Below are 390 nucleotides of genomic sequence, written 5' to 3'. Positions count from 1 at the left end.
CAAAAATATGAGCTAATGATAAATCATCTTACAAATATTTTATTTTTAATAATTATCTCTTTAACGTTTATTAAGATGAAAATTAACAAATGGGTGGCTTTAGGATTTACATTTGTTGTAATAGAGAAAGGTATTAAGGCGGGATATGACTTCTACACACATGATTATTATGGTGTCAGTTGGAGTTTAGCTATCATTGTCTATTGCATATACGTGATGGAAAAGTATCATATTGAAATAAATGAATAGCCACAACAATAAGGTGTTAGTAGGCGTGATTCTTTAAAAATACTATAAAAAAGACACTACAAGAGTGTCTTTTTTTTGAAAATACTCTATAATTAACTTTGGGGAAGGTAATGTTAGAGTATTCGTTTAGCATTATCTTTA

At 27.9% G+C, this 390-nt stretch carries 1 protein-coding gene; it reads left to right on the top strand.

What is annotated here, in order from left to right; genetic code table 11:
* On the top strand, nucleotides 1-249 hold a 249-nt coding region (locus QO049_RS30580), incomplete at its 5' end, for a hypothetical protein (protein WP_284489828.1).
* Between the last annotated feature and the right edge of the window lie 141 nt (nucleotides 250-390).

It is taken from the genome of Bacillus sp. RB3, from assembly GCF_030164735.1.
Lineage (GTDB): Bacteria > Bacillota > Bacilli > Bacillales > Bacillaceae_G > Bacillus_A > Bacillus_A cereus.
Note: the sequence above shows the minus strand (reverse complement) of the source record. Positions and strands in the feature narration are given on the sequence as shown.